This is a genomic window from Paenibacillus oryzisoli (genome assembly GCF_050467285.1).
GTDB lineage: Bacteria > Bacillota > Bacilli > Paenibacillales > NBRC-103111 > Paenibacillus_E > Paenibacillus_E oryzisoli_A.
Map to the genome: position 1 here is coordinate 99393 of NZ_JBCMUN010000010.1, position 19191 is coordinate 118583.

General features: G+C 50.4%; 23 protein-coding genes. 7 read left to right on the forward strand and 16 right to left on the reverse strand.

Translation table 11 applies throughout. The features are described from left to right. Positions 1-325: 325 nt before the first annotated feature. On the reverse strand, positions 326-481 hold the full coding sequence (locus ABE504_RS18815) for a sporulation histidine kinase inhibitor Sda (protein ID WP_126142035.1): 156 nt from the start codon (positions 479-481) through the stop codon (positions 326-328). Positions 482-827: 346 nt separating this feature from the next. Between ABE504_RS18815 and ABE504_RS18820 the strand changes: the two genes are divergently transcribed. After that, positions 828-989 (forward strand): mechanosensitive ion channel protein MscL, encoded by a 162-nt coding sequence (locus ABE504_RS18820; RefSeq protein WP_430091509.1) that lies wholly within the window; start codon positions 828-830, stop codon positions 987-989. 42 nt (positions 990-1031) lie between these two features. Here the strand turns inward: ABE504_RS18820 and ABE504_RS18825 are convergent, their stop codons facing one another. Next, positions 1032-1712 carry a glycoside hydrolase family 73 protein gene (locus ABE504_RS18825; protein WP_430091511.1) on the reverse strand — a complete coding sequence of 227 codons (681 nt, stop codon included), beginning with the start codon at positions 1710-1712 and terminating at the stop codon, positions 1032-1034. 162 nt (positions 1713-1874) lie between these two features. Here ABE504_RS18825 and ABE504_RS18830 point away from each other — a divergent pair, with 162 nt between their 5' ends. Beyond that, complete coding sequence (locus tag ABE504_RS18830; protein ID WP_430091513.1) at positions 1875-2522, forward strand: hypothetical protein; 648 nt, start codon at positions 1875-1877, stop codon at positions 2520-2522. Between the two features lie 13 nt (positions 2523-2535). Next, positions 2536-3009 carry a type II toxin-antitoxin system HicB family antitoxin gene (locus ABE504_RS18835; RefSeq protein ID WP_430091515.1) on the forward strand — a complete coding sequence of 158 codons (474 nt, stop codon included), beginning with the start codon at positions 2536-2538 and terminating at the stop codon, positions 3007-3009. A gap of 183 nt (positions 3010-3192) precedes the next feature. Here ABE504_RS18835 and ABE504_RS18840 read toward each other — a convergent pair whose 3' ends face one another. The 5 genes from ABE504_RS18840 to ABE504_RS18860 all read right to left on the reverse strand — a co-directional run bounded on the left by ABE504_RS18840 (position 3193) and on the right by ABE504_RS18860 (position 6892). Continuing rightward, complete coding sequence (locus ABE504_RS18840; protein WP_430091517.1) at positions 3193-4608, reverse strand: hypothetical protein; 1416 nt, start codon at positions 4606-4608, stop codon at positions 3193-3195. Between the two features lie 26 nt (positions 4609-4634). Next, positions 4635-4916, reverse strand: coding sequence for a hypothetical protein (locus ABE504_RS18845; protein WP_430091519.1), 282 nt, complete (start codon positions 4914-4916; stop codon positions 4635-4637). An 85-nt stretch (positions 4917-5001) separates the two neighbouring features. Beyond that, positions 5002-5364, reverse strand: coding sequence for a HesB/IscA family protein (locus ABE504_RS18850; protein WP_430091521.1), 363 nt, complete (start codon positions 5362-5364; stop codon positions 5002-5004). A 113-nt stretch (positions 5365-5477) separates the two neighbouring features. Further along, positions 5478-5681 (reverse strand): Spo0E family sporulation regulatory protein-aspartic acid phosphatase, encoded by a 204-nt coding sequence (locus ABE504_RS18855; RefSeq protein WP_430091523.1) that lies wholly within the window; start codon positions 5679-5681, stop codon positions 5478-5480. Positions 5682-5836: 155 nt separating this feature from the next. Beyond that, a complete protein-coding gene (locus ABE504_RS18860; protein ID WP_430091525.1) occupies positions 5837-6892 on the reverse strand; it encodes an RNA-guided endonuclease InsQ/TnpB family protein in 1056 nt (351 codons plus the stop codon). Positions 6893-7237: 345 nt separating this feature from the next. On the opposite strand from ABE504_RS18860, the gene mqnE reads away from it, so the two are divergent. Together mqnE and ABE504_RS18870 are read left to right on the forward strand one after the other, a co-directional pair. Beyond that, a complete protein-coding gene (gene mqnE, locus ABE504_RS18865) occupies positions 7238-8329 on the forward strand; it encodes an aminofutalosine synthase MqnE (protein WP_430091680.1) in 1092 nt (363 codons plus the stop codon). Positions 8330-8375: 46 nt separating this feature from the next. Next, positions 8376-9440, forward strand: a complete 1065-nt coding sequence (locus ABE504_RS18870; RefSeq protein WP_430091527.1) for an NAD(P)/FAD-dependent oxidoreductase — start codon at positions 8376-8378, stop codon at positions 9438-9440. Positions 9441-9466: 26 nt separating this feature from the next. Here ABE504_RS18870 and ABE504_RS18875 read toward each other — a convergent pair whose 3' ends face one another. Next, complete coding sequence (locus tag ABE504_RS18875) at positions 9467-9721, reverse strand: YuzB family protein (protein WP_430091529.1); 255 nt, start codon at positions 9719-9721, stop codon at positions 9467-9469. An 89-nt stretch (positions 9722-9810) separates the two neighbouring features. Here ABE504_RS18875 and ABE504_RS18880 point away from each other — a divergent pair, with 89 nt between their 5' ends. Beyond that, complete coding sequence (locus ABE504_RS18880; RefSeq protein ID WP_420901681.1) at positions 9811-10065, forward strand: NifU family protein; 255 nt, start codon at positions 9811-9813, stop codon at positions 10063-10065. Between the two features lie 63 nt (positions 10066-10128). Here the strand turns inward: ABE504_RS18880 and ABE504_RS18885 are convergent, their stop codons facing one another. The 7 genes from ABE504_RS18885 to ABE504_RS18915 form a co-directional block, all read right to left on the reverse strand. Continuing rightward, on the reverse strand, positions 10129-10923 hold the full coding sequence (locus ABE504_RS18885) for an SDR family oxidoreductase (protein WP_430091531.1): 795 nt from the start codon (positions 10921-10923) through the stop codon (positions 10129-10131). A 7-nt stretch (positions 10924-10930) separates the two neighbouring features. Next, positions 10931-11644: a Cthe_2314 family HEPN domain-containing protein gene (locus ABE504_RS18890; RefSeq protein ID WP_430091533.1), complete on the reverse strand. Its 714-nt coding sequence runs from the start codon at positions 11642-11644 to the stop codon at positions 10931-10933. A 19-nt stretch (positions 11645-11663) separates the two neighbouring features. Then, positions 11664-13427: a UbiD family decarboxylase gene (locus ABE504_RS18895; protein ID WP_430091535.1), complete on the reverse strand. Its 1764-nt coding sequence runs from the start codon at positions 13425-13427 to the stop codon at positions 11664-11666. A 72-nt stretch (positions 13428-13499) separates the two neighbouring features. After that, entirely contained in the window at positions 13500-14399 is a 900-nt protein-coding gene (locus ABE504_RS18900; protein ID WP_430091537.1) for a COX15/CtaA family protein, read from the reverse strand. Between the two features lie 245 nt (positions 14400-14644). Then, positions 14645-14986, reverse strand: coding sequence for a thioredoxin family protein (locus ABE504_RS18905; protein ID WP_430091539.1), 342 nt, complete (start codon positions 14984-14986; stop codon positions 14645-14647). A gap of 124 nt (positions 14987-15110) precedes the next feature. Further along, complete coding sequence (locus tag ABE504_RS18910) at positions 15111-15527, reverse strand: DUF4183 domain-containing protein (protein ID WP_430091541.1); 417 nt, start codon at positions 15525-15527, stop codon at positions 15111-15113. Between the two features lie 17 nt (positions 15528-15544). Continuing rightward, positions 15545-15898 carry a DUF4183 domain-containing protein gene (locus ABE504_RS18915; protein ID WP_430091543.1) on the reverse strand — a complete coding sequence of 118 codons (354 nt, stop codon included), beginning with the start codon at positions 15896-15898 and terminating at the stop codon, positions 15545-15547. A gap of 211 nt (positions 15899-16109) precedes the next feature. Between ABE504_RS18915 and ABE504_RS18920 the strand changes: the two genes are divergently transcribed. Continuing rightward, positions 16110-17441, forward strand: a complete 1332-nt coding sequence (locus ABE504_RS18920) for a DUF2515 family protein (RefSeq protein WP_430091545.1) — start codon at positions 16110-16112, stop codon at positions 17439-17441. A gap of 26 nt (positions 17442-17467) precedes the next feature. Here ABE504_RS18920 and ABE504_RS18925 read toward each other — a convergent pair whose 3' ends face one another. Then, a complete protein-coding gene (locus tag ABE504_RS18925) occupies positions 17468-19159 on the reverse strand; it encodes a putative polysaccharide biosynthesis protein (protein WP_430091547.1) in 1692 nt (563 codons plus the stop codon). Positions 19160-19191 lie beyond the last annotated feature (32 nt).

A 19191-nucleotide genomic window follows, 5' to 3' on the forward strand; every position in this document is an offset into this window, starting at 1 on the left:
GGGAGCATGGATTTTTCATGCTGGGAAATAAAACGGGGCATTCTAAACCTAACCGACAGATTAGGAGGAATGCCCTTTGTCATCTATTTGTCCTATTTGCAATGGCATGCAGGAATTGCATACCGAATGCCCCCGATGTTCCGCTCAGATGAACGACTGCGGCAGGCCCAGCGACTTGCTTGGTCCCTACTCTCCTTATCTGGAGAGCGAGAACGTCTTGGTATCTTCCGAAGAAAGCGCCTCTGCGACGTCAGCTTGTCTTCATCTGATGGATTGCCCCGGCTGCGATTCCAGCTTCACCATTGCAATCGATTTGCTCAGATGATTAATTTAACGGCTCATCATTTTTAATAACGACTTGCAGCTTCAGCTTCCGTCTATGAATTTCCGCGAGCAATAGTTCAACGAAATCGGATTCCAATCTCAAATCAAGCGCCTTGTAATAAGAATCAATCAGGGTTTCATCGCTAATTTGTCTCACTTAAATCACCTATTTCTTAAAATTCTATAATTTAACATTATAGTAGCACGGGTGATTTTTTAGAACAAGCGTTCCGTTATCCACAGCGAAGTGTGTATAATCTGTGGGCATTTTGTTGATATGTCCCGAAAACTCTCATTTTATGAGGGGGGATAATGTGCATAAACTTATGCACAAGCTAACGAGTTTAGTGACCGATAAAAAAAAATGATCACAACATTATTTTTAAGTGCCCAAATGTTAACAGTGCCTTAATGATTTTCACAAATTCGAAAACAATTTTTAATCACCACTTAATAAACATAGGCTAGAATAGAACTATCACATCAGTAAAGGAGAAATGAACATGATAGTCTACGACATTGTTGTTAACGGCGAACTCAAAGAAACGATTCAGCCTCGCAAAAACAGATTGAAAGAAATCTACGATTACATGCTCGAGCAAACACGCCTCATGAAAGCCAAATACGGCGAAAACGTCGTCATTACAGGCCGTATCGTCTACTAATCGGATGCATCACGGCCCATCTCCATTCGTCCTTCAGTCTTTTCAAATGATTCCCTTCCGATGCAAAACCGTTAGCAAACGGTAGAAATCATAGCTTCCATTTTGCGGCGTATCGATTAACCCTGCTTTGACCGCGGCATCCACCGACGTTCTTGCCCAAGACGGAATGGCCGGTAGCGCATCCTGCTCCTCTAACGCTTGAACCCGATTCTGCAAAACTTCGATTTGCTGCTTCAGTTCATCTAGCATTCGCATGACCTCCTCATCGTATTGACTTAATTGACCCCCTTTGATGATCGCATTCAGCTTGCTTGCATAGGCGAGATCTGTCGCATAGCCGCTGTTTTGGAGCGCTGCTGTCTGTTCTGCAGGCGTTACAGCGGAACGTACGGCGGCATAACGAGCAGATTGAAACAGCAAGTCCTGATCCCGAAAACCATCCTCAATGCTGGCATACGCCCGAAAATCCCCTGGCACGTTCACCATTTGGATGCCGTTGAGATATTCCCACGTCGTTTTGGATACACGATCACCGTGCCAGTAAGGGGTAAGTGTGCCGCTGCCCACCTTGTAGCCTGTCAAATTGTTCCACGGATGCAGCACTCCTCCCGTCTCCAGCAGCGCCTGTGCAATGCGAACAGACGGAAAAATCGGCGAGCCTTCCAAGCGAAGCTTAACCGCAATCGGCGTTGCCGTGTCGATAAATTGTTGTCTTGTATTCATACCGGAACCCTCCTCCTCCCTCATCGGAATCTAGTTCGTAGTTACTATTTTATTCATCCTAGTAACGGAAGGCGGCGGCTAATTCCCATTTATATCCTACTTTCTACTTAAACACTTTAGTAGAATAAATCGTAAAGTATAATTTACGAGAGGGTACGGGATATGAACATTTTCAAGCTAGCCAAACAACTGGCACTAGGCTTTACTCTATTAGCTATACTATCCGCATGCTCATCTGCGGGGACGATGCAAGCACCTGTCCAGAATGACAAAGCCGCCGCTCCGCAACCCGCTGCAACGATAGGCACTGCTGCCACGAAAGAAGCAACACCTCTGCCGACTTCGGACCCAACTCCAGCGGCTGTCCATACAACGGTGCCAGTTCAAGCATCTTTGCGTGAAGCAACACCAACACCCGCTCCTACGCCTACACCTGTCACACCGCCTGCTGCCAAGGAAACGCCCGCCGTCTCTCCCCCGTCGCCTACTCCTGCTGCAGCTAAGCCAACGAACCTCCCTGCAAAAGAAGAAGCGGCTGCCGTCCAGATTGTCTCCGTCACCTCACCCGCGGCGCGCAATGCCACCGCAACACTGAAAGCCAAAGTCGCTCCCGGCGCAACTACATCAATCGTCGTTCATTATAAAAGCGGTCCCAGCACCGCTGCTGGTCTTGAGACCAAGGAAGCCGACAGCAACGGCAATGTAAGCTGGTCTTGGAAAGTCGGCGGCAATACATCGCTCGGCAGCTGGCCGATTACGGTAAGATCGGGGAATGCGAGTGCGGAGACGAGTTTTGAGGTTGTGCGTTGAGGAGAAGGGGCAAATGAAGTACATGCGCACTAATCACAGAAGGAGGCTCTACATTAAAATGCCAAAAGATCGGTACATTTTCCCTGCGCTCTTTGATTATGCCGACGACGGAATTACTGTAACATTTCCTGATTTACCTGGCGCCATTACTTGCGGCGATACAGACGATGAGGCCCTACAGATGTCCAAGGAATGTTTAGTGTTGCATCTCTACGGCATGGAACGTGATAACGACACCATCCCTGCGCCAACGCCGGCAAAAGCGTTGCAGCACCAGCTAGAGGATCCAACAAACCAAGTCATTGTACTTATCGAAGTATGGATGACGCCGTTCCGCGATGAAATGGCGAATAAGTCTGTAAAAAAGACGTTAACTATCCCTCAATGGCTGGATGATCTCGCCGCTGAGCACAAAGTAAACTATTCACACATTCTCCAAGACGCTCTCAAATCATACCTTGGTATCAATGAACGCAAACATAGTTAGATAAAGATAGCAAAATACAAAGCAAGATTATATACATGCTTATGTATATATAAAAGCACCTTACCTCGAAGATGTGTTCTCGGGGTGGGGCGTTTTTTAGATAGATCTTCACTTTTACATCGTTTTGTAGATGTAACTTACTTCCCAATTGTTATGCTTTTGCAATTGTTTCCATGTTTTATTCTAATTCTGGTCACTTTTACAATCGTTAATAATATCAAAGACATGACTGTAATCACTTGTATTGATATTCGGAACATTTGAAATTTTATCTTTGTTATTACAAATTATCCGTTTAATTATTGATTTATAATAATAGCCATTTTCTTCGGAGTAATAATTAGACCTTGAAGCCATACTTGATTTTAAGCTATCGAGTGCATAATTTATGTTTCCTATACACACGCTGTCCCATTCTAAATAATTAAAGCAAAGTTCAATATTTTCAGAATCTTTAGACCGAAGCTTACTGAAATTATTATATTGTGAACTTGCGTCTGTCTTAAAGAACCAAGATGATACTTCAAAAATATATTTTTTAAACACATCATTACCGTTAAGTATGCGCAAATTTCTTTCACTTTTTTCAAAATATTCAATTAATCCGATAGTTCTATTATTTATAATTTTGTCAACGTCAACATGTTCTCTATATCTGTCTAAAACCTCAACCAGAGCAACCCAGAACGTTTTTTCTGAACCATAAAAAAAATCTGGGTGTTTTAGCCAATTTGATAACTCGTTCACTATAAATTTCGAATTGAGCGAAATGGACATTTCGAGTAATTGAGGGAAGTAGCTGTAGAAATTAAAGAAATGTTGCGCATCATTTGAAATTATTTTTACAATGCCATCCATTACATTTTCATGACTCGTTTCTAATATATACTTCCAAAATTTAAAATTTTCATCATTGACTAAATCCCCTCTTGCAGTTTTCTTTAGATTTTCAAATAGTGTTTCGAGGAAATTCCCAGGACTTTTCTGACAAATTACATTTACATCATACATTATAGTTTTTACTGACTCTGGTTCAACTATCTCTGGATATCTATAAAATTTATACAGATTTTCTAATTCCCTTAATAAATACTCCTCACCACCAAGAACATAAAACTTCCCTAAATTATCCATCATAAAGTTCCAAAAACATTCAACTGTTGCACTATCAATTGTTGTTTGTCCCTTTGCATGTGTGCATTCATTTCTAATATCTTTCCAATGATTGTAAGCAGTTTTAATCTGTTCCTCATCTTTAAAATGAATAATTGCAATATCTTTTTTTGATTTTGCACATGAAGCTTCTACAATATCATTCACACGATTTTCCCATTTGTCGGGTTTTTCTAGTATCTTAACAATCTCCATTTCCCAAAAAAATGGATTTTCTGGATTCTTGTTAGGGAGTTCCTTTCCATACCTGCAACTCAAAATTCTATCTTTTATGGTAACTTTAAAGGAAAGATATGACATAATGAAAGCAGACTTATAGGCTCCAATTTTAAAACACCGCACAGATTCTTCAAATAACTCATCGGCTGAGTCTGACTCCGCAAAAGGCATCGTTTCCTCAACCCATTTTTCGATTCGAAGTTTCATTGATATTGCCTCCCTACATAATAGTTTCAAATATAAATATACAATTTACACACTTCAACAGTAAACAATTGTCGAAAAATGGTCGATGTTAGTTCATCGACAAATTCGATTTCTGGGTATTTGTCCGTCAGCCAATTAAGGAAATACCCAAAATGCTTTTCATAATCTTTAAGTGTTCGCTCACGCAATCCCTCTGCTCGCTTGACACTCATTACAAAATCGAGTGCTTGTTGAAAGCTTATACGTGGATACCCTTGTTCACTTGTACGATTTCCAACAGGCACTCTTCGCTCTTTCTTTTTAAGCACAAAAAAACCTCCCAAGCAATGTGTCAGCACTAACACACAAACTTAGAAGGTTTACAAACGCCCAAATCCCTTACCAGCCTTACCCTCAATCCTCGCAAGGCTGCGCCAACACCGCATCCTCTTCCTTCGTGCGGAACGACTGCCCGCAACCGCAGGATGCTACGGCATTCGGGTTGTTGATGGTGAAGCCGCCGCCCATGCCTTTATCCTCGAAGTCGATCTCGACGCCGTACAAATACTTCGAGCTATCTTCATCCACAACAACTTTCAGGCCGTGGATGTTGTATTCTTTATCAGATGTCTTCTGGTCATCGTCGAAACCCATGCCATACGAAAAACCGCTGCAACCACCGGCCTTCACGCCTAGACGCAAGAACAGGTTCGGTGATTCCTCAGAGGCCAAAAGCTCTTTTATTTTATCTGCCGCAGACTCACTGATTTTAATCATAAGGAATTCCCTCCTAGATGTTTCCCGCTTTAGGACAAACAAGATGCAATCCTTGCTTACCTATTTCAAGTATACTCCTATTCCCCGAGATGCTCAAGGGCGGTTGCAGTGACTTAGCAGGAAGAGAATGCGGGCTTCGGCCGACGAATCAAATGGTACTGCACAAGCAGCAGGTCCAGGTCGCGGCTGCATTGCTGCACATCCGGGTGAAGCAAGCCGTGAGCGGTGCCTAAGCTGACCATTTGATGGCGAAGCTGTTCGATTCTGTGACAAAGATGGTCTTGCGAATTCAAATCGGAATTCATTAACGGTAGCACGATTTTTTCTCACCTTTGGCTCTATTCTTGAACCTCCACATCCTTGAAAAGGGGGGATTCTTAGCTAGTTAACGAGCGCATACGTTTCCGCTTTGCCCAACTGCTAAGTTTGGGGCTAGTTCAATAGCCCGTCCTAGACCAGAGCATTTAGCTGCCTAGGCTGACAGACTGTTACCATCTGCCACAGGTTGACGCAGAATATTGATGGCACCGACTCGATCTCGGTGTGCTGTATATCCGCATCCGCATTGATAGGTTCGACCTTTTGCTTTGTTTCTTTGACCGCAAGACGGGCAAGTTTGCGACGTATACGCTGGATCGACTTTTTCAACTTTGATTCCAGCAAGCGCCGCCTTGTAGGCAATAAACATTTGCAACTGATAGAAGGACCAACTATGCAGATTCTTTGCGTTTTTACGACTTGTTCTTGTCGTTTTGCGAATGTCGGCAAGCTTCTCCAGTTTAATGACCAAGACTTTCTCTTGAATCGCCATATTCACGATCTGGCGACTAATTTTATGGTTTTGGTCTTTCATGTAGCGGCTTTCTTTGCCACGCTGTTTACGGATCGCAGAGAGCTTCTTTAGCCTTCCAAGCTTGCGGCGATTGACATAGTACTTACGGCGAATGTATTTATTCTTGCGTCCATTGCCTAGAAATTTTGTCTTGCCATTTGTTGTGACACAGACGGCAGGGACTTTCAATCCAAGATCAACGCCCATTGCTATATCACCTGAAACTTGTTCTGGTGGTCTTTCAATGGATATTTGAACGAACCATTTCGTCGATTTCTGCACGACACGCAGAAGCCCATGCTTGCTGTTAGAAAGCATTTCTCGCTCCCGATCTGCAATAAGAGCAGGAACCACAAGACGTTGCACTTTTCCATCGATGACAACGGGGAACGAAATACAATCGTTTCCAATCGTATAATTCTGGTTGTTGACGTAGTACACGCGCTTTTTGAGAACAGGACGCTTCATTTGCTTCTTCGTTTTTTGGTGGATACTTTTGGCGTCCCGAATGAGTTGATTCTTAACAGCAGAAGGCAAATTCGCGTTAACGTTCTTTGACGTTAGCTTTGGAAACGTTCCAGACGCTTCTGCCACGGCAGTTAGTTCATTGACTGCCCGAATGTACTCATGGCCCATCTCTACCAAGACAGATGCGTTGACTGGAAATATGCGTATTTGGATCGTTACTGTCTGCATGGCGTCAACCCCGTTTATTTTGTTCTTCCACACCCATCGTTGGACGGTTTCGGTTAGTTGATCAATGAAACAATTGTTTGGATTGTTCTGCACGATTGTTTCCATGAAAACAGGCGATTTATCCCACACCTGAAGGAATGGGATTTCTCAACTTTTACCGTAATCACATTGTAGTAGTATACAGGAATTTGATAATATTGGGAATAACTTTTACTGGAATTTGCAAAAAAAATACACCGCTCACGGATTGTCATGGGATCTCCATGACTCGGATGTTGCCCCTCCTACAGGAGAGGTTTATAATAGGAGGGATAGATTTACGGGAGGTATGAAACTGTGAGCATAATGACAACTGACGCGGCTAAACGGATGGCAGAAATTGCAGACAAAGTGGAGCGTGGCGAACGGCTTTCGATGGAGGATGGCATTTTTCTGTATGAATCGGACGACCTTTTAACCATCGGTCAATTAGCCAATAAAGTGAACACGCGCTTGAACGGGAACAAGGTTTATTTTGTGCAAAATATGAGCCTCTACTTTACGAATGTGTGCGAGGAGCACTGCGCATTCTGCAGCTTCCGCAAAGACGAAGGCGAAGAAGGAGCTTACACGCTGACGCCAGCTCAAATGCTGGATTACATCGCTGAAAATTTTAATCCGGAAATTCGAGAATTCCATATTAGCCAGGGGCATAATCCGCATTTGCCTTTTGAGTATTATGTGGATTGCATTCGCCAATTGAAGCAAGCCTACCCGGATGTCACGATCAAGGCACACACAGCGGCGGAGATTGAATTTTTCTCCCGCATTTCGGGGCTCAGCTACCGCGATGTGCTCAAAACGCTGATGGATGCAGGACTTTCAACGCTGCCGGGCGGCGGAGCGGAAATTTTGACGGAACGTTATCGTGCCAAAATGAAAGTCGAAAAAGCGTCGTCCGAGGAATGGCTGGACGTTCACCGCAACGCGCATCTCCTCGGCATGAAGACCCATGCAACGATGCTGTACGGCTCTATTGAGACGAAGGAAGAGCGTATTCGCCACATGATGCTGCTCCGCGAGCTGCAAGACGAAACGAACGGCTTCCTTGTGTTTATTCCCAACTCGATTCAACCTTCGAGCAAAAATGCAGGGCTCAAGCGCCGCGTACCGGCGTGGGACGAGCTCAAAACGATTGCCATTTCCCGCTTGATGCTGGACAATTTCCCGCACATCAAAGCTTACTTCATTAACATCGGCACGAAGCTAACCCAATTATCCTTTACCTTCGGGGCATCCGACGCCCACGGTACGATTGTGAAGGAAAAAATTTCGCATGCAGCCGGCGCCCTCTCTCCGGAAGGATTGACCCGCGACGAGCTTGTATGGTTGATTCAAGGGGCAGGACGGACCGCGGTGGAGCGCGACACCTTTTATAATGAAATCAAAGTATATTAGAAATACTAGAGATTAGATATTGTTCAGAAGGGATATTGGTTGGCTTATGAAAAAGTGTGTGATTCTCGGAGGCGGTTATGGCGGGTTAACCATAGCGCTGAATTTGTTGGAAAAGGATATGCCCAGCGATGTTGAACTGGTGATGATCGACCGGATTCCGTTTCAAGGCTTGAAGACGGAATATTACGCTTTGGCGTCCGGCACGATTGCAGAAACGCATATCCGCGTCGCGTACCCTGAAGATCCGCGGCTTACACTGACGTTCGGCGAAGTGACGAGCGTAGATCTGGAAGCGAAGCTGATTCATTTTGAAGGAAAGGATCCGCTTCGCTACGACTGGCTTATTATCGGCCTCGGCTGCGTGGATGCATACCACGGCATTGAAGGCGCTCGTGAGCACTCGCTCAGCATCCAGACGCTGGCGCAGACACGCGCGACCTACCAGCGCATCAACGACATCGCGCCGTACGGCCAGGTGTCCATCATCGGCGGCGGGCTCAGCGGCGTAGAGATGGCGTCCGAACTTCGCGAGAGCCGTCCTGACCTTAACATTCGCTTGATTGACCGCGGGCCGAGCTTGCTGTCTTCTTTTCCTAGCAATCTGCAGCAGTATGTGCGGGAATGGATGGGCGAGCATCATATCGAGCAGCGCACACAGGTGACACTGGTTCGTTTGGATGGCGGAGACTTGTACAACCAAGAGGAGCTCATCCGGACGGATGCGACCATTTGGACCGCAGGTATCCAACCTAGCCCGATCGTGGAAGCCTTGAACGTGATTAAAGACCGTCAAGGCCGCATCGTCCTGAATGACTATCATCAAATTCCGACGCATAATGAAGTGTATGTGGTCGGCGACTGCGCCTCCCTGCCCTTCTCGCCAAGCGCGCAAGCTGCGCAAGCGCAAGGCAAACAGATTACCGAAGTGCTGCAAGCGATCTGGAAAGGCGAGACGCCGCGCCTCGGCTCTATCAAGCTGAGAGGCACACTGGGCTCGCTCGGGAAAAAAGCCGGCTTCGGCATCATGGGCAAGCGTACGCTCATGACCGGCAAAATCGCGCGTATCCTAAAGAGCGGCGTACTGTGGAAATCCAAGCGCCACTTCGGCTAAACCGCAGAAGGTTCAGCAAGCGCCGGTTATTCGCCAAGCACATCATACATGGCTTCCAGCTCTTCGATGCGCTGAATGATTCGGGCAAGCAAGCTGTCGGCGTCCTCAGCAGCAATGATCTCGCCGTTAACCAGGGCATAAGGTTCCATATAACACTGCCCGCAATTGCCGAGACAGCCATATTCCATGACGTCGTAGTCGGGATTTTGCTCGAGCTGCTTCATGATTTTGTCCGTTCCGTTATGCATGTTGCTGGCACAGAATTCAATAATAGGTCTCATCTTAAATTTCCACCTTGCAATGTTTAGATTCATGTTGAAAACCATTTTCATTTAATACGTATTGTAATATAATATAGGGAAGAAAGGAGATGATTCAAGTGTCTGAAAAAACGAAAGAAGCGATTTATGATGAAGTTCTTGAAGTTTTAGATAAACTTCGTCCTTTCCTGCAACGCGATGGCGGCGACGTCGATTTGGTTGATGTAGAAGACGGTATCGTTAAACTCAAACTGATGGGTGCCTGCGGCAGCTGCCCAAGCTCGACAATCACGCTTAAAGCCGGTATCGAGCGCGCGTTGATTGAAGAAGTGGAAGGCATCACCGAAGTTGTACAGGTATTCTAAGACTATACCATAAGAAAGAGCTTGCCACTAGGAGGACCTAGGGTAAGCTCTTTTTGTGTGCAGCTATTCATGCTTACGTTGGTTCAACAGCGGCAGCGACTGAATCGGATCAAGCCCGCCGGAAATCTCCATAATATTGCCCGTTATAAAATCCGAAGCCCGCAGGCAAAGGAATTCGATCACCCGGGCAATGTCCTCGCCTGTACCGGGACGCCCGACCGGCGTCTCGCCGTCGTGCTCCTGGCGCACGTCATCCATCGTGCGCTCTTTGTTCGCGCCGCGAATGTCACCGGGACAGATCATGTTCACGGTGATCCCGTTCGCGGCCTCTTCCTCGGCCAAGGTCTTCGTGAACGAGACCAGGCCGACTTTTGCCGCCGCGTACACGGCGCGGTGTGTCCAGCCTCTGGCTTCCATGGCTTTGCCGAAGCCGAAATGAATGATGCGCCCCCAGCGCCGCTCGCGCATCATGGGCAGGACCAGCCGATCCAGTTCCATGACGCCGAGCAGATTGCCGCGCAGCAAATAGTCGATCTCATCGAGATGGTAATCGGCAAAAAAACGGCGCTCCCGCTGAAACGGGCCGGCATTATTCACAAGAATGTCGATCGGCCCCAGGGCGGCAACAGTCTGATCCACGATGCGGATGACATCCTCACGCTTCGCCACATCCCCCTGCACAGCCACGCTGCGCACGCCCATCGTTTCAAGCTGCCGAACAAGCGCGGCGGCCTCATCTTCGCTTTTCACATAATTAACAGCGACCTGACAGCCCCGAGCGGCAAGCGTTTTGGCCGTCATTTTGCCTAGTCCCTTGGCACTGCCAGTCACTAAAACGGTTTTGCCTGTTAGATTCACGGTCGTCCTACCCCTTTGCCCTGCTCACGCTAAAATAAGAAAACGCTACAGATAAGGTTCGGCACACCATCTCAAATCCCTTCTGGATGTCATCGAGATTGGCCTGCACGTTCTCGATATGGATGCGGCCGCCGAAGAGCGGCTCTTTCTGCATCAAATCGTCGAGCATTTCGGCGTTGATATAATGAATCTCCATATTTCGCAAATTGCGCAGCCGATCCATGGTCGGTTTGTAGTCCATTTTGAGCCCATACAACTGCATCTCCAGCGCACCGTGATGATGCCGGTCATGCATGATCCGCAGCACGGTAAAGTAGGAATAGCGCGACTTGTACGTCTCGGTTTTGAGTTGGAAGAGATCGTTCATAAAGGTGCCGAGCTTGTCCAGAATGGAGAAGACGCGGATAAACGCGTTTTTGAAAAAGTACACAAACCGCTGGTACTCCTCTGTCTCGTGCGCGTTCATGTCCTCGAGAAAGCCTTTGCGAATGGGATCGCCGAATCGCTCGCAGCAGAAGAGGCTCTGCTCCAGCTCGTCGAGCGCATCGATAAAGCCTTTGCTCCAAATGATTTGTCGATGAATCACGGTAATTTCGGCAGCGGAAGCTCCTTCTGTCTGCCTCGACTCCAGATGCGCGAGAAACGTTCGAATCGCATTCAGCGCCTCCAGCAGCACACCGCTGTCCACACGCTTAGGCTCGCCAAATAATTCACGAAGCATGGCCTATCTCACCCTCTCTTTATGAAAAGTATTCTTTCCATCTGCGGTCAACAAGCTCCACGATATCTTCCCGCGGGAACAGCTCGTCCGGATACCCCGGCTTCATGCGGGCATCAATGACAATCGGCACTTCATAAGCGATATGATGACGGTTCACGCTCGACTTCGCGTACATGTCGGTCGCAGGGTTGAACCGGGTGAAGACGGTCCATAGGAACTTCGTCTGATCGTGCACGGTGCCGCTTGCATCGTCGACAAGAATGACGAGCGGCCATTCCGTCAGGCGGCTGCCGGCGTTCGCGAGCAGCCGCGGCGCCAGCTCCGGATCGGCCTCGTAGGCGGCGCCGGAGACGAGCAGACAGCCGCCGCAGTACACGGCGATGTCGCTGATCTCCGGCAGCTCGCCGCCGGTGTAGGCACGCGGGAGCGTGCGCACCGGATCGCCGGTGCCGAGCAGCACGGCTTTGCTGCCGTGATTCAGCTGGCCGCCCGTATAATCCAGCGTATCGTGCGATGTTTTATTGAAAATAAACAAGTCCTGAGCTGGATTGAAGCGCTCGAGCACCGCCTCCAACAGCGGCGTGAAGTTCGCCAGCGTCACCCGTTGGTCGGTGACGATCAGGAATTTCGTCAGGGAGAGCTGACCCTCTCCCAGAATGCGGAACGCCGTGCCGAGCGCCTCACGGCTGTAGCTTTCACGGACGACGGCGGCTGCAAGAGGGTGGAACCCGGTCTCGGCGTACGTCCACAGGTCTTTCACGCCGGGCATCGCCATCGGGAACGCGGGCTCGAGCAGTCTTTGCAGGAACTCGCCGAGGAAGTAATCCTCCTGGCGCGGTTTGCCAACGATCGTAGCCGGATAGATCGCGTCTTTACGGTGCCACACATGATTCACATTGAACACAGGGAAATCATGGGTGAGCGAGTAGTACCCGAAGTGATCGCCGAACGGCCCTTCGGGGCGGCGCAGATGCGGCGGCACAGAGCCGCAGATCGCGAACTCCGCCTCGGCCACGAGGCGGTGCCCCCCATGGGGATTCTCCACCATGGGCAGCTTCTGCCCGAGGATGAGCGAAGCGAGCATCAGCTCGGGCAAGTGCTCGGGCACCGGCGCGATCGCCGAGGCGATCAGCGCAGGCGGCCCGCCCAGGAACACGGTGACGGGCAGCGCCTGGCCCCGCAGTTCGGCTTCATGGTAATGGAAGCCGCCGCCTTTGTGGATTTGCCAGTGCATCCCCGTCGTAAAGTCGTCATACACCTGCATGCGGTACATGCCCAGGTTATGATGCCCGCCATCAGGATGCTCGGTATAGACGAGCGGCAGCGTCACGAACGGGCCGCCGTCCTCCTGCCAGCTCGTCAGGACCGGCAGTCCGGCGAGCGGGTTGTCCTGCTTCAAGCCGCCAAGAATCGGGGCTTGCTGGGGTTGTACTTTTTTCGTGCCCACCTTGAGCAGGTCCATAATCAACGCGCGCTCGCCCCACAGCGCTTGCGGCGTAGGCGGCATCAGCGTGCTCGTCGCGTTAATAACCGCTTTCATAAATTGCTCCGGCTTCGGCCCGAACGCCAGGTTGACACGTCTCGCCGTTCCGAACAAATTCGTCACGACTGGAAACGCGCTCCCTTTCACATTGGTAAATAGCAAAGCTGGCCCCTGTTCATCAATCACGCGGCGATGAATTTCCGCCAACTCCAGATTCGGATCAACCGGTGCCGAGATTTCAACTAATTCATTTTCACTGCGCAGCGTGTCCAAAAACACGCGTAAATTCGTAGGTACCATACCAACAACTATCCTCTCTTTTTCCCTTTATCACAAAAATAGCCTTCGGATCGAAGGCTATTGTCCACATTGCTAGGCTTTGCGGTCGTTCAGCGTGAGCACGCACAGGTAGCACAAGAACCCGAACATGCACGCAACAATCATCGCATGAATCATCCCTGTGAAAAGATACGCCGTTTCATTCCCCATCGACCAGGTCACAACCGCGCCGCTAATGACTTGAAGCGTAACGGTGATGAGCGCCCATTTGCTGCCGAACCACAGCTTGTCGGAGCCTTGATAATGGCGTCTAGCCTGCAAGTAAAGCGCAAGTATGCAGAAGAAGAGCAGCAGCGCTGCGATCCGGTGGGTAAAGACGATGCCCGTCGCTCCCTTAAACTCAGGAATCACTTCGCCGTTGCAGAGCGGCCAGCCTGTGCAGCCACCCGTTGATGTCGTATGTCGCACATAAGCGCCCAAATAGACGACGATATAGCTGTAAATCGTTGTGCTCCAGACTAACGTTTTAAACCCGCTGCTGATGCGCTTCTGCGGCAGAAATTGCCCGAACGGCGTGAACACCAGCGCCAACAGGAGCGAGAAGGCGAAGGCTAACAGGGACAACCCGAAATGCAGCGCCAACACCAGCGAGGATTGCGGCCATATGACAGCCAGCGCCCCCATCGCCGCTTGAATGAGCGTCATCACGACCGTCATCGTAATGTAAAATTTGGCGTCACTTCGTTTGACATACCGGAATACCAGATAAAATGTAGCAATTAATACCAGAGTCACAACCCCGACGACAAGCCGATGGCTGTATTCAATAAAAGATGAAATCGTGTGCGCCGGCACAAATTTGCCGTGACAGAGCGGCCATTCGTCGCCGCAGCCTCTCCCCGCGTCCGCTTTGGTCACCAAAGCGCCCATCGCGAGAATCAGGAACATACCGATGGCTGAAATGTTCGCTAAGCGTTGAATCCATTTTTGCATAGGGCACCTACTTTATGTCAGATCTGCTGTTTGATCCTGTCGAAATCAGATGTTCTGTAGACAATTATAGCCTTAATAAGAGGCAGAATCCATTCGCAATTGTTACAAAGCTCCGAATCAGTCGTGACAAGGAGATGAACGAAATAAAATGGTAGTATCTGCATTCAGCGGGTAATTATGCGAGAAAGAAAAAACACCCCGCCGATGCCGCTAGGACAAAGACGGGATGCTGGATGAATAGAACATTACGCCATCGCCTTCGAAACTTCAACGGCGCGGTCGAGGAATTGCTCAATCTCCTCCCGCGTTTTGCGCAGCTTGCTCACGAAACGAACGACTTCTTTGCCTTCGCGGAAGGCGATGAAGCTCGGAATCCCCAGAATGTTAAGCCGCTCGCACAGATCCGGCACTTCGTCCCGATCCAGTTCGATGAACGTAATTTTGCCTTGATACGCTTCTTCCACCGCCGGCATGAACGGCTCAATGTAGTGGCAGTCTTTGCACCAGGTCGTTTTGAATATGGCAACGGTGAGCTCTGGCCGATTAATCTGCTCTTGAAACACTTGCTCGGAAGCTATTTTTTGCATAGGGCACCTCGTTTGAATGATATGTATTCACGTTATAGCATGCACGTCCGGGCGTGTCAAGCGCGCAGAAAAACACATCTCACAGGGTCTTTCCCAAGACCGCTGCAAGATGTGCTTGACCGTACTACACCGTAATGGTGATCGTCGGTGCGGAGATCGTAGGCTCCGTTGTAATCGTCGAGGTGACCGAGGAAAAGTCCGCAACCTCCAGTACAACCGGTGTTCCGGCAACCGTGTCTGTCGTCGCGAGAACAAGGGAAGCTGTCGTCAAGGTAGAAAGTCCTCCTTCTTGCAAGACACCGTTGACATATACATTGTAGTAGCCGTCTGTCGGCGGGCTGGGAAGATCGGTGATGGCATCGCCGTTATCATCCAGAAAGTCGGCCGCAGGAATTGTTGTATCCGTTGTAATCATTCCTGCAGTAAGCACGGCATTAAACCGGGTGACCACAGGGTCCACCGTCGTCGTCACCGTACCGCCAGTCGCAACTGGCACCGATGAAACCGCAATAACGTAAAGCTTGATCAGTGAAGCTGGCATTATATTCACCCCCCTTCCTAGCGCCGTTTGTAAATCCGAATGCATTGCAAGATAATCGGAACCCCTTTTTCCGGGACATCGTTCGAAAGAAACGTGAGTGAACCTTTTTGCACACGATAGAGCGAGGAAGGTTGAAGCACACCGTTGACAAATAACTGGGTATAGGTAATGGTGGCCGGGCACGGAATCACTTGCTTGCCGTAGCCTTCGGTGCGATCGGATTCGGTATACACGCGTTTGTCGCCATCAGCGGTCGTGTAGAAGAACGAAATCTTCGACAAATAACGGGCGAGGCTTGTTTTACGGGAGCGGCGAATGTTTTTTCTTTTTCTTCTCTTTCGACAAGCTGATATAACTAATGGTTTGTACACGAGTTGAGCTCCTCCCCCGCTGGCCAGTCTTACGAATAGTACATTGTATGCACGCCGCTCTTCCAGAAGCTGGATACACACCCCGGGATTTATCCCCAAATTGTTACGGGCGGACCGGGCGCCATTCCAAATTCACATATACGCTGGTCAAATCGCACACACTACGGCCTGAAGGCCTTATCCCTTGACGCTTGGAGGTCGGTTGAGACGCATGCAGACAGAAGAACAGAAGCCACAAGATTGGCTAGGCAAAATGAGAGGAATACCGTCCGCATTCGTTCAACTGCTAAAGCAGCAGGCTTCCGTCTGGTTCAGCGATGCGAGCGCACAAGGCTCAGCGACGATGCCGGATGCGGATACCATTCCAACGCACATCCCGCTTGCACAGGAAGTCATCCGCCGAGTTGAACGCAGGCTAGCTGAATTGCATGCCCTTCAACAGGCAGCTGTCATGCCGCTCCCTGCCCCTGCTGAGGATCTCGCGATCCTCGCAGACATTCGAGCGGCTGCCGGGGCAGCCAATCGCAACAATGTCACCCGTACGCAGGCGTACTGGGCCTGCTACCGGCAAGCACCGGAGCTGCATTGGGCGCTGCTTGCGCACATGGTGTCCCGCAACGGCGGCTGGTGCATGACGGATTTGCGGGGAGAACTGCTGCCGCTTCTGATGAAGCGCGACGAGACAGAGCATTTCTTCGCCTTTCTGGAGCGTGCGAACGCGTTGATCTTTCAGGATGCCTACCCTCAGCTTCTGCTCTATCTGGAGGGGCGGCGCCGGGGGCGCAGCCTGTTTCACTTGCTTCCCTTTCTCAACATCTCACTGTGGATGACGCCGATCTGGGAGGCGTTCTGGCAGGAGCAGGACAGCGCGTTATTGACCATAGGACTAATCGTAAATGAACAGCATTATATCGAGCAGCGAGTCGTCCAGAACTCTGTTTTCCAGCAAACGGTGATCAACACCTCCTTGTTCAAAACCCAGGGCTGGCTGCAGCTGAATCAAGTCGGCTTCCCTTATGGAGAACATGATGCGGCCAGTACGGCCGTCGCGGCTGACGTTCCGCTTCACGTCGCCGGGCTCATCCTCGAGAAGTTCGCCGACGTTCGCGAACGCATCGCCTTCGGCAAAAGCCTCTACGGGATCCTGTTCGGTATCCCGCATGTCCACGCCGGCATCGTCCGCTTCGCTTCCAGCCGGCCGCACACCGGCTCGCGGGCGGACTATTGGCCGCAGCTCTTTGCCCCGATCCGCAAGGCACCGCCTGCGGTCAAGTATCAAGAGCGGCTGGACGGCCTCGCCTTGAAGGCCGGCGCCAGCCCGTTCTACAGCCCGCCGCTCGGCGCGGTCTGGCCGGACCGCCCCCTGGCCCCTGTGGAGCCAGGGGATTGGTTTCTCGCGTCGGACGCGAAAGAACCTCTCGCCTATTTGCGAGAGGTTCCCATTCCGTCCGACTATGAATTGGCCGCCGACATGCGGCTCGCCCTCAGCAAGCTCGAGCTTGCTGTGCTGGCCGCCCAGGCGGCGAAAAAGCTTTTGCGGTAAGCCTGCCGAGCAGGCTTGCCTTAGTCTTAGCGGCGGCCGAGCAAGTGGCCCGCCTTGCGGATCAGCTTCTGCACCGGCGCCGGGAAGGAGCCGACATCTTCTTTGGTCACAACGCGCGTTACCATCAGCATCACCGGGTACATCGCAACGGCGATGCCACAGACGATCACGCTGTTGATAGCCTCGTTGAGGCGGAACCAAGGTGTGAATGCCAAGTAATTGTGCGTCAGCCATTCGATCGCAACGCCAACGACGGCGATGACAACGACTGTTACCGCCAGGCCGGCGAAACGGCTGCCCAGTATCGTAAACTTGATTTCTTTGCGCAGCGAGCGAATGTTCAGCCACGACATCGCAATGAAGCAAAGTCCCGTAGAGACAATGATCCCATAAATGCCGAATACATTGCCGAGCAGAAAACTTCCTGCCAGCTTGACGGCAATGCCGACAACCACATGCGTCATGAGTGGCTTCATACGTCCCATGCCCATAAGCACGGCACCTGACGTTTGCATCACAATCTGGAACATCGCACCGAGCGTCAGCAGCGCAATCATATGCGGGCCATGGCTGATACCGTACGCCGTATCCTCATGGCCGAACAAGAAGAAGTCCAGCGGTCTGGCCGCAACCGCAATCATCAGAACGGCAGGCAGCCCGGACAAAATCGCTAGCTGAAGCACACGCGATGTCTGCTTCCCGACCTGCTGATAATCTTTGCGCGAGTACGCGGCGGAAATAATCGGCACAACTGATTGGCTCAGCGCGACCGCGAGAATAATCGGCAATCCTGCCAACGGCTGCGCACGACCACCGAGAATCCCCACCAGGCCGTGCGCTTCACTGCGACCGATCGAGCCTTCGAGCAGCGGAATGATGATCGACGTATCAATCGCATAGACGAGCGTTACCGTCACGGAGAAAACGACAATCGGGATGGAAAGTTTGAGCAGACTTCGGTAAATATCCCGATACCTCAGGGATCCGCCTGCAGCTGGTACGTCCGCCTTCGCTGCGCTCATTTGCTCTGCCGTTTCCTTCATGACAGTGGAGGGGGAGCCAAGTGCGTCGCGCCGCTTCTGTTTCATCGCGTAATACAGCATAACCGCCAGCGCGGCAAGACCGCCGATCACACCACCGAACGACGCCCCGGCGACGCCCCAGCCAAGCGAGATGTTCAGTAAGAAGTACGCCAGTGCAATCGACGTTATCAATCTGAAAATTTGTTCCACGACTTGCGAAATACCGTTCGGCATCATATTCTGGCGCCCTTGAAAATAGCCGCGCATAATCGCGATCAACGGAAAAACAAGCATCGCCGGAGCGATCGCCCGCGTCGCTAGCGTGGCGTCAGCCCCACCGTGCGATATGTTCTCCGCATAGATCGGCGCAAAGCCGTACAGCAGCACCGTCATAAGTACGCCGGCGCCAAGCGCGAACATCACCGCGGCACGATAAATGCGTTCTGCCTCGGCCGGGCGACCAAGGGCGTACCGCTCCGCGACCATTTTACTGAGCGCGCTTGGAATCCCTGCCGTCGCGACGACAAGCAAGATTGAATATAAGTTAAACGCGATGGAGTAGCTGCCCATCCCTTCATCATCCAATAAATGCACAAGCGGAATCCGCTGAAAAACACCGAGAAACCGCGCTACAAGCGCGGCTACGGTGAGAATGAGCGTTCCTTTGACCAATGAATCTTTCGTTACCTTCGTCAACGTGTGTTCCTTCTCTCTTGCCTTTTTAGAAT